This window comes from Streptomyces actuosus (assembly GCF_016921115.1).
GTDB lineage: Bacteria > Actinomycetota > Actinomycetes > Streptomycetales > Streptomycetaceae > Streptomyces > Streptomyces actuosus_A.
Genome location: NZ_JAFFZS010000049.1, coordinates 34683 through 43553 on the forward strand (window position 1 = coordinate 34683; position 8871 = coordinate 43553).

Annotated in this window: 9 protein-coding genes; 6 read left to right on the forward strand and 3 right to left on the reverse strand. The window is 68.2% G+C overall.

The window, feature by feature from the left end; genetic code table 11:
- Positions 1–8 precede the first annotated feature (8 nt).
- From JS756_RS33205 to JS756_RS33230, 6 genes are all read left to right on the forward strand, one after another.
- Positions 9–449: a hypothetical protein gene (locus tag JS756_RS33205; protein ID WP_024126623.1), complete on the forward strand. Its 441-nt coding sequence runs from the start codon at positions 9–11 to the stop codon at positions 447–449.
- Positions 446–1273: a hypothetical protein gene (locus tag JS756_RS33210; protein WP_240204740.1), complete on the forward strand. Its 828-nt coding sequence runs from the start codon at positions 446–448 to the stop codon at positions 1271–1273. Before JS756_RS33205 ends, JS756_RS33210 begins: the two co-directional genes overlap by 4 nt.
- Positions 1274–1550: 277 nt before the next feature.
- A complete protein-coding gene (locus JS756_RS33215) occupies positions 1551–1787 on the forward strand; it encodes a hypothetical protein (RefSeq protein WP_024126621.1) in 237 nt (78 codons plus the stop codon).
- Between the two features lie 218 nt (positions 1788–2005).
- Positions 2006–2587: a hypothetical protein gene (locus JS756_RS33220; RefSeq protein WP_205386983.1), complete on the forward strand. Its 582-nt coding sequence runs from the start codon at positions 2006–2008 to the stop codon at positions 2585–2587.
- A gap of 32 nt (positions 2588–2619) precedes the next feature.
- Positions 2620–3144 carry a hypothetical protein gene (locus JS756_RS33225; RefSeq protein ID WP_024126620.1) on the forward strand — a complete coding sequence of 175 codons (525 nt, stop codon included), beginning with the start codon at positions 2620–2622 and terminating at the stop codon, positions 3142–3144.
- Between the two features lie 842 nt (positions 3145–3986).
- Positions 3987–4976 (forward strand): hypothetical protein, encoded by a 990-nt coding sequence (locus tag JS756_RS33230; RefSeq protein WP_205386984.1) that lies wholly within the window; start codon positions 3987–3989, stop codon positions 4974–4976.
- A gap of 1152 nt (positions 4977–6128) precedes the next feature.
- On the opposite strand, the gene JS756_RS33235 is transcribed toward JS756_RS33230, so the two are convergent.
- The 3 genes from JS756_RS33235 to JS756_RS33245 form a co-directional block, all read right to left on the reverse strand.
- A complete protein-coding gene (locus JS756_RS33235) occupies positions 6129–6302 on the reverse strand; it encodes a hypothetical protein (RefSeq protein ID WP_205386985.1) in 174 nt (57 codons plus the stop codon).
- An 87-nt stretch (positions 6303–6389) separates the two neighbouring features.
- The gene (locus tag JS756_RS33240) at positions 6390–6773 is read right to left on the reverse strand and encodes a BAR domain-containing protein (RefSeq protein WP_205386986.1); all 384 of its coding nucleotides are present in this window, start codon (positions 6771–6773) and stop codon (positions 6390–6392) included.
- A 501-nt stretch (positions 6774–7274) separates the two neighbouring features.
- Positions 7275–7901, reverse strand: a complete 627-nt coding sequence (locus JS756_RS33245) for a hypothetical protein (protein ID WP_205386987.1) — start codon at positions 7899–7901, stop codon at positions 7275–7277.
- Positions 7902–8871: the final 970 nt, after the last annotated feature.

The following is an 8871-nucleotide window of genomic DNA, read 5'->3' on the forward strand; positions in this document are numbered from 1 at the left end:
GGACACCCGTGACCACCCTGCTCGCCGCCGGGGCCGGAACCAGCGCCCTCGGCCCGATGTCCGCCACAGCCGTCAGCGTCATCCTGATCGTCACGCTCATCTACGGCATCTGGGGCAAGGGCAAGAAGAAGCTGGCCCGAGGCCCAGCCCAGGCCATCGGCTTCTTCGCCGAGCTCGCCTTCCTGCGCGCCGGCTCCTGGCCCCACGACCTCGGCACCGCCGTCCAGGACATCCCGCGCCAGATCGCCGAGAACCCCGACCTGGGGTCCATCGGCATGACTGCCGTCGTGATCATCCTGCTCGTGCTGTCCGCCTTCGCCCCCATCGTGCCGTTCACCGGCGCCCTGTGGGGGATGCTCACTGCGGCCGCCATGTCCGCAGCACAGGGCTCCATCTGGCGGGCGGTCATCGCCGTCGCCACCGCCGGGCTGTCCCTGGTGGGGGCATGAGCGGGAAGCCGGACACGACGAACACCGCCAAGCAGGGCCGGCGGAAGATCAGGCTGGAGCACATCCCGTTCGTGCGCGAGGTGCCCGTGGTGGCCAGCGCCACCATGGTCGCTCTGCGCTACGTGGGAGCCTGGCTGCGCGCCGGCGACCAGGAGAGCGGGGGGTTCCTCGTCCGCCTCGGTGCTCTCGGCATCGCCGGCTACATCGCCCTCTACTTCACTCAGAAGCACCCCGGCCTCTGGTACGCCTACGGCGCAACCGGACTGGTCATCGTCACGACCGTCGCCGTCCGTACCGGACTGTCGGCCGGCCGCACGGTGAAGGACCTGGAAGACGCGCACACCACTGCCGAGGAGGAAGCGCCTCAGGGAACCGACACCCTAAACGATCATGAAACGGCGGGGGAGTGGGACCCCGAAACGACGCAGGCCCAAGCCACTTCGGCCGAAGCCGACGCCGCCTTCGCAGCGTTCGTCGAGCACAGCGTCGCCTTCGCCGTCCGCCAGGGGCGCAAGGGCGTCCACACCGACACTCTCCTCGAACGGATCCACCGGGAGAGGATGCTGGCCGACTGGACGGAACCCATGATCAGACAGAAGTGCAAAGCCCTCGACATCCCCGTCCGAACCCAGATGGGCATCCAGGGGAGGAACTACTTCGGCGTGCACATCGCCGACCTCGAGCAGGCCCTCGGCAGGGCCCTACGGATCCCCGCCCAGCTGGTCCCCGACCTCACCCCGAACGCCCCCGCCGCACCCCCTGCCGAGCCCCCCGCTCCACCCCCCGAAGTCGCCTTCCTCGAGGCCCCTGCGGACAGTGCCTGAACCATCCGCCCGGGAGCTCCCCCGGCCGCCGGCCAGAGGGGGCTCCCGGGCGCCCGAAACCCCTTCCCGCCGGCCATCACTCCCCTCCCCCGCGCAGGCGCCGCCAGCCATCTATCGGCGACATCTACGACCGTCTGACCTGCGCATCTATGGCAACGCTAGAAGCATCTACCGCCCCCATCTACCGTTCCCTATCGGCTTGTTCCGATCCCGTAGGGCGCGGCACCCCGGTACCGTCGAACCACATCCGACAGGACCGGCGGAAGAGGAGCCCGCAGTGGCATGGCGGTACGAGTGCGGCCCATGCGGGATCACGACCGGGTGGCTGCCGAAGGATCAGGCCGCCGCCAAGCGGGATGAGCACAGGGACACCGTCCACCCCGGCATGATGCCGACGGCCGAGGTGTTCGAGTCCAACGCCAAGTCGATCGCTAAGGATCCGGCCGCCCTGCGCATGTGGGCGGTCATCGCCGGCATCTGCCTGCTCGCCTGGATCATCCAGTCCATTAGCTGACGCGCAAGCACTCACACAGCGCTCTGACGCGCCCAACGCCGGGGCTGCCCAACGCCTCACGACGAGGAGACGGATCGACACCTCAACTATGCGTTGCGTATTGAGGGTTCAATGTGTACTGTGATCTTCGCGGAGAAAGTTCCGCCTCTGTGTCACACGCCGCTCGCGCACAACACCTGTAGCAGACGAGCGCACCCACACACCTCCTGGAGCCCAACGTGCCCACGCCCCGCACCCTGACGCTCGGCACCGCCCTAACGGCCGCCGCGCTCCTCGCCCTCACCGGCTGCACCAACGAGCCCATCAAGCACGGCGAGGTCATCGACAAGCGTGGCTACGACGGTCGCTGGATCACCGACTACGAGGACGTGTACCGCCAGGACTGCTCGACCATCCGCACTAGCTCGTTCACCACTACCGCCTTCGCGGGCCGCAGCGGCGGCTCCAGCGGCAGCAAGTCCAGCAGCGGCAAGTCCAGCTCGTCGGGCAGCACCGGCAAGAAGAACAACGACACCACCCCCGGCGGCTCCGGCGGCTCGTCCGGCGGTACCCAGCCCGGCAAGTCGCTCACCAACGGAGGCACCTCCGGCACCACCCAGCCCGGCTCCTCCGGCTCGACCACAGACGGCAGCAGCCAGCCCACCAAGCAGTGCCAGCGGCAGTACGTCGGCCGGAAGCAGACCGGTCAGCACTGGCAGCCGGGCAAGTGGGAGCTCCAGCTCCGCGACGGCGACCGAACCGGCTGGATCACGGTCTCCGCGACCACCTACAACGACACCGATCTCCACGACCACATCTGACCGACCCCGGAGACCCGCGAGGAAGATCCGTCATGCCCGACGCACCCAAGTACACGCCCTACAGCATCTACATGCTGGAGCCACACGCTGATCATGCGACCGCCGAGAACGGCCACATCCCGATCGAAGCCATTGCCGAACGCGTCTACGGCAAGCCGTATAGCTCGCTGCGCGGATGCCAGCGGGACGACGAGCACATCGGTAATGACAGCGTGAAGCTGTACGAACTCACCTCCGACGACGACTACCTGGAAGCACTCGGAGACCTCGACGACGCCGAGCTGTACCTGGGCTGGGACTCCCGTACCGGCGAGAGCGTCGTCAAGACCGGCATGACTGAGCTGGATTACTGGCTGAGCATCCGCGTCGCTGACGAGAACACGCCAGCCACTGTCGAGGCGAACCCGCCTGAAACGCAAGACCTTGAGAACGCCGTGTTCGAGGACCGATTCTTCGCCGATCGCGCCTTCTCTCCCTCGCTGAAATTGGTCCTGGCCGATCTCATCCGGCGCGGCGAGATCCCGCGCGGGGATTACCTGTTCCGGCACTGGTGGTGATCGAAACGGAACGAGGACCGACGCCACGGAGCCCCGGTGAGTCACGACTGGCCCTCCTCCCTGGCGATCCGCTGCCACGCGACCAGTTACCCACCCCCAGCACACCCGTCCCGACTACCTCCGATGCGGGGCCACCACCCGGTGGCCCCGCATCATCCAGTGGGAGACACCAGATGCACCCCTTCGTTCTCGGAAGAGGCCTCGGAGCCGTCGTCACCCTGCTCGCTCTCGCCCTCAGCCGGCGCCTGACCAGGCGACCGCACTGCTCCTGGTGCGCCACAGCCTCGGCGTGGCCCACCTCCCAGCACGACCCCCTGCACTGCCGCGGCTACGTACAAGAACGACGCCGCGAGCGCCTCCGCGACATTGCACACGACGCCCGGTCCCGGAACCGAACCTCTGGGGCCACGCGCACCTCTCGACGAAGAACGGTGCTAGTCGCAGCCCAGGCTCAGTCCCCGCCAACCCGGAGCCCCATAAAGCCACTTCACCCAGCCCACCAGATGAGGACCGATGGCCCGCTGCCCCGCCACACTCCCGACGGATTACACCCCCTGCGCCGGCCCCGTCGCCGTGACCGTGCTCGACGCGGACAACGCTGGCGCCGATGGATGCGAACATCACGCCGCACGCCTCCTCGCCGTCCTCGACCGCGGCCGCGTCTTCGCACTGCCCCACGCCCCCGCCGGAGCGGCGCACCGCGTCTTCAAGGCTGCAGCTCCGCAGGGCGACAGCCTTCACCGCCTAGCCGACGCCATCGTGACCTCGCCTGCAACGACCCGATGAAGCCCGGGCCGACCAGGCCCCGCTAACCCGCCACCAGTCACCTGAAGGGAACCCTCGTGCCCGTCGGCCACCACCCCGAACACACCGTAAAGGCGTACCGCGATGAACGCCCGTCCATCACCCGGCTCATCCTCGAAGCGCGTTGGGCCCACTTTCGCCTCACCGACGCTCTCGAATACGACCCCGACAGCGACGCGGTTCCCGCCCTGCGCCGCTTCAACCTCCTGCACGCCGGCGCACTCGTCGACGTCCTCGCCCTGCGCACCCGAGACCCCGACCTCTACGAAGCCGCCCGCGACCACGGCGCCCTCCTCCGCGAGGTCGACGGCCTGGCCCTCGGCGACCACCCCCACAACGGTCTCGACCACCTGCGAGCCCAGTACGCCCGACTCCACCAGGACACCCACGGCGACTCATGCCTAGCCCCCCAAGCCACTGACGACTCTCTGCCACCCAAGCGCCCCTTCCTCCGACCCGGCCCCCGGCTGGTTCGCCAAATGCTCGACACCTACGCCTGGGCCAACCTCGGCCTCACCTCCCGCTTCCCCGCCGTCGACGTGGCCAGCGAACAACGGCGACACCTCATGACCCGCGGACTCCTACTCGACTGGGCCGCCACCGCGGCACCGGCCGACAGCGCCGCAGCGGTGGCCGCGGCCACCGCCGGCCACGCCCTGCGGGCCCTCGACCGCCGGCCAGCCCTGAACGATCTCCGCGCCCGCGCCTATCTCCTGGACGCCTTCCGCGACTTCGACGACCAGCACGAAGACGAGGACTCGCACCCCCACGACTGCGCAGGGCGATGCGACGGCACCGGCGAAGTCCTCACCGTGCTCACCTGGGAGCACCACGGCGACGACAACTACACCGCCGTCCACCAAGAGCCGATTCTCTGCATCGGCGCCCCCACCGCCCACGCCCCGGACTGCGCCACCTGCGGCGGACACGGCTTCACCTACACGCCCGGCTACCGCGAGCTCTGCCTCGACGGGCGCATCGGCGACGGCGAGCCCATCGCGGCCACCGTGGCATCGCAGGGAGCATGACCCCGCCGCGTCCCAGGCAGCTAGAACAGCCGGCGCTGAGCGGCACGCTCCACCTGCGCAGGCGCCGGCCTTCCCGGGGCCGCTCCTTTGGACTGTGATTTCTCTCCCCCGACCTGAGGGGGAGAGAAGTCTCTCCCTCCAGCGCGGCAACTGAGAAATCTCCCCCCTGACCTGAAAGGAGGGAGATTTCTCCTCCCCTTCCCAGGGAGCCCAACTGCAGGGGGGTGATTTCTCTCCCCTCCGTGAATGCCGGAGGGGAGAGAAATCACCCCCCGCGAAACAGGGGACTTGGCCACGCAGACCACCGCCAGAGGCCAGCTTGCCTTACAACTTGCCCCACAACATGCCCTACAACTTGCTCTACAGCTTGCCTTTCAACTTGCCTTTCAACTTGCCCCCAGGCTGCGCCCTCGACACGGAAACCTGCACTTCAGGGCGACGGTCAAGGGGGTTGGAATGCGCCGACTACTTCTCTACGAGACCCCCAAGGGCACTGAGGACATCAGCGAAGAGCCACAGGCGAACGACAGGAAGGAGGAAGCCGGCGGGGAGTGAGGAGGAAGGGAGACGGAAGGGGAGAGCAGCAGGAGACGGGAGGAGCGAGGGAGAGAGGAGCAGCGAACAGAGAGAGCAGGCGGACCGGCAACGGCAAGCAAGACGAAGATGCCGAGGAGCACAAGAGCCGAAGAGACAGAGGAGCAGCCGAAGCACACAACGACAGACGAGACACAGACAGACCACGAAGCACGGAGCCAGACAGGGAGAACGGAAGCGGGAAAGCCAGGGACCGTCAGCACGAGGCAGAGCCGAGACAGGATCGAGAGGGGCGGGGAGTTGAGCAGGTCGCGACGAGGGATGCGGAACGCAAGCGGCCCCGCCCAGCGAAACGCTGAGCGGGGCGCGAACAAGGGAGGCGGGGGAGGGGGCGTCGGAAGGGGGCGCGGCGCGCGGGATTAGGAGGCTGTCCGGAGCATCCGCCGGGCGGCCGCCCGGCCGCTGGCGCTGACGCGTTCCGCCGCGTGGAGTCGCAATGCTCGCGCTCGCACGAACGCGGCGGCCGCCTCAGAGTCGCCACCCGCTGCGCGGGCAAGCAACTCCGTGATCTTGCTGTCAGTCATCAGGGGTCCTTTCGGGGCGCACCAGCGCGAGCCGTTACCGGCAATGCGGCATGGTCTGTTCGGCGGCGGGGTTCGAGAGCGCGCGCGAAGCATCCATGGAGATCTTGAAGCTGAACACGGTAAGGACGATCGCGGAGACACCCAGCAGGACACCCAGGAAGATTCCAGTCCTGCGCCCGATCCTGCGGCCGATCCTGTGGTTCATCATTGCTCCCACTTTCCTAGCTTGTGAGGGTGGCGCGGAGATGTGCGGTCGGACTTGGGTGCCGCCCCCACCGGGGGGCGGCACCCGGCGTTAGAACCAAGTCGCCTCACAGCCGAGGTCGTTCCGGGCAAGGTCCCGAAGCGCGGACAGTTCACCGTGCGCCCCGCACTCAACACATGTGCCGCCGCGCCGGTCCCCGTCGGACTCGAAGTCGCCGATGAGAAGGATGTGCGGACGGGCTATGGGGGTCTTGATGTTGGACACGACCAGGCCGGACTCGGGGCGCGCGGCGGCGCGTGCCGCGAAGTACTCCATGCGCTCCTGGATGTCCTCCAGGTCCTGCTCGGCGAAAATCCAGGTCAGTCGCTCCACGGAGCCGGGCTCGCCGTACGGGAGCCCGGTCGTGGGGCACATCGCCGACTTCTCGGTGACGGGCGTAGCGACCTTCGGCGAACGGCGAAGCAGGGCGAGCATGGAATCTCCCAGGAGTTTGGCGCTGACGGCGACCGGCTGATGTGATTACAGTACACAACGAAACGCTAATACGCAACAATCGGGCGGTAAGACAGGCGGCGGGGGCGGGGCGGCCCGGCCCCGGTGGGTGAGGGGGGCCGGGGCCGGGCCTGTGGCGGGCGCGAGCGGCCCTTGGAGGGCGGGGCCGCCCGGCCCTGGTCTGGGGCTACTGCCGTCTGGGGGAAGGGCTACAGGGGGATCCGGGGGGATTGCGCGTCCAGCCGTCCCATGAGGCAGTCAGGGCAGAGGTCGGCTCCCCTCTCCGTCTCGTTGCCGCACTCCTCGCCCCATCCGGGGCAGGTGGCGGGTATCTCAGGCTGGCTGTTGCGCTGCGTCATCCTCGGCTCATCTCTACTGGTGCGGGTGGGCCCGGGGTGGGCCCGGGCACGGGCGGGGGTGGGGGGTGTGGGGGTTCGGCGGCCCCGTGTTGGGGGTTGGGGCCGCCGGGTGGTGGGTGGGGGGTCAGGCGGTCTTGTAGCCGTTGAGCTTCTCGACCAGCTCGGCGCGCATGAAGGCGAGTGCCTGTGCCTTGTCGTCGAGCTTGTTGATCTCGGCCTGGACGGCCTCGGCGCGCTTGCCGTTGAGGAACTTGGTGTACGCGGCCTCGCGCTTGGGGGTGTTCTTGTCTGCCTGGTAGGTGGTGACCAGGCCGGTGACGAGGTCGCGGACCTTCTCGAAGGTGTCCTGGCTGGCGTTCTCGGCCGGGGAGTTGGTCTCGAAGGCCGCACCCATGATCCGCTTGCGGAACGTCAGCAGCGGCGCGGCCCCGTTGTCCGTCTCGGCGGTCAGGTCGGCCGGGTTGACCAGGTGGCTGCCGACCACGTAGGGCAGGTCCATGTCGCCCAGCTTCGGGGCGTCGGTCCGCTCGTGGCGGTCGGTCGCGCTGCCCTTGCCGAACTGGACGTTCAGCAGACCCGCGACCTTCGGGAACAGCTCCCAGTTCGGGTGGACCACGACCGTGCCGATCGGGAACACCCCGTCCTGGAGGACGCGGGACAGGTCGTAGACCGCCTCGCCGTTCTCGCCCGTCTCGACCGCGTACGAGTAGGTGTTACCGGCCGGGGTGGTGAACGTCTGGGTACCGGACATGAAGATCCCCTCCAACAGGGTCAGTAGGTGGTTTCTCGGCCGGTTCTTCGTTCCCCCGACCTCGTGATAACTACAGTACACACCGAACCGCGAATACGCAACATCGGAACGGGATCACCCCCACACGCTCAACCAAACCCACCCCAAACTAGAAACCTCACGCCCTCCCCCCACCCTCAACGACCACCCCCACACCCCACCCAAGCCCGCGCGGCCAACCTGCCCCGAACCCACCGGAGCCACCCGACCCCACCCCCGCGCAACACCGGATCTAACACCCCCACCACCCCCCGCCCCGAATCTAACGGCACCCCGGGAACCCCCCACCAACCCAACCGGCGAATCTAACGCCCGCCCCACGCACGACGATTGAAGCGGCCCCGGATCTAACACCACCGGCCCACCGAATCTAACAACCCGCCAATTCCCGGAACGCGAATCTAACGCCACCCTCACGCACGCCCCGGATTGCCGCACACGGCCCCCTGGAGCCTCGCCCCCGCTATCCCCTTCCCCGACTGCCAACACCCCTGTAGGCTGCCGCAAGAGCCGCACAGGGAACGCCCGGCCGGACCGGAGTCACCCCCGGGGCCGGAGAAACGGAAACCCCGTCAATTCCCGCCCCACAACTTGAATTCCGGGGCCCCAAACCCTTAGAATGATCAGACCGCACGAGAAATCAGGACCACCCGCAGAGAAACGCCACCGGGACAACCTGAAAACCCGTCGAGAAACCACAGAAAAGGCCCGCCAGGACCACGAGGGAACCCCCTCCCACTAGCCAGCCAATCTCTGACCCCAACCCCCGGAAAGAGGAACCGAATTCGAGGCCGAACCGCCCGCCGGCCTCCGGCCCGCCCCGCGGGCCGGCTCCACGGCCGGCCCCTTGGCCGGCCGGTCAGCGCTCTGCGCTGACGGTCTGTCAGAGGGCGCTCTGCGCCCTCTGTACCCCCGCGGAGCGGGTACAGAG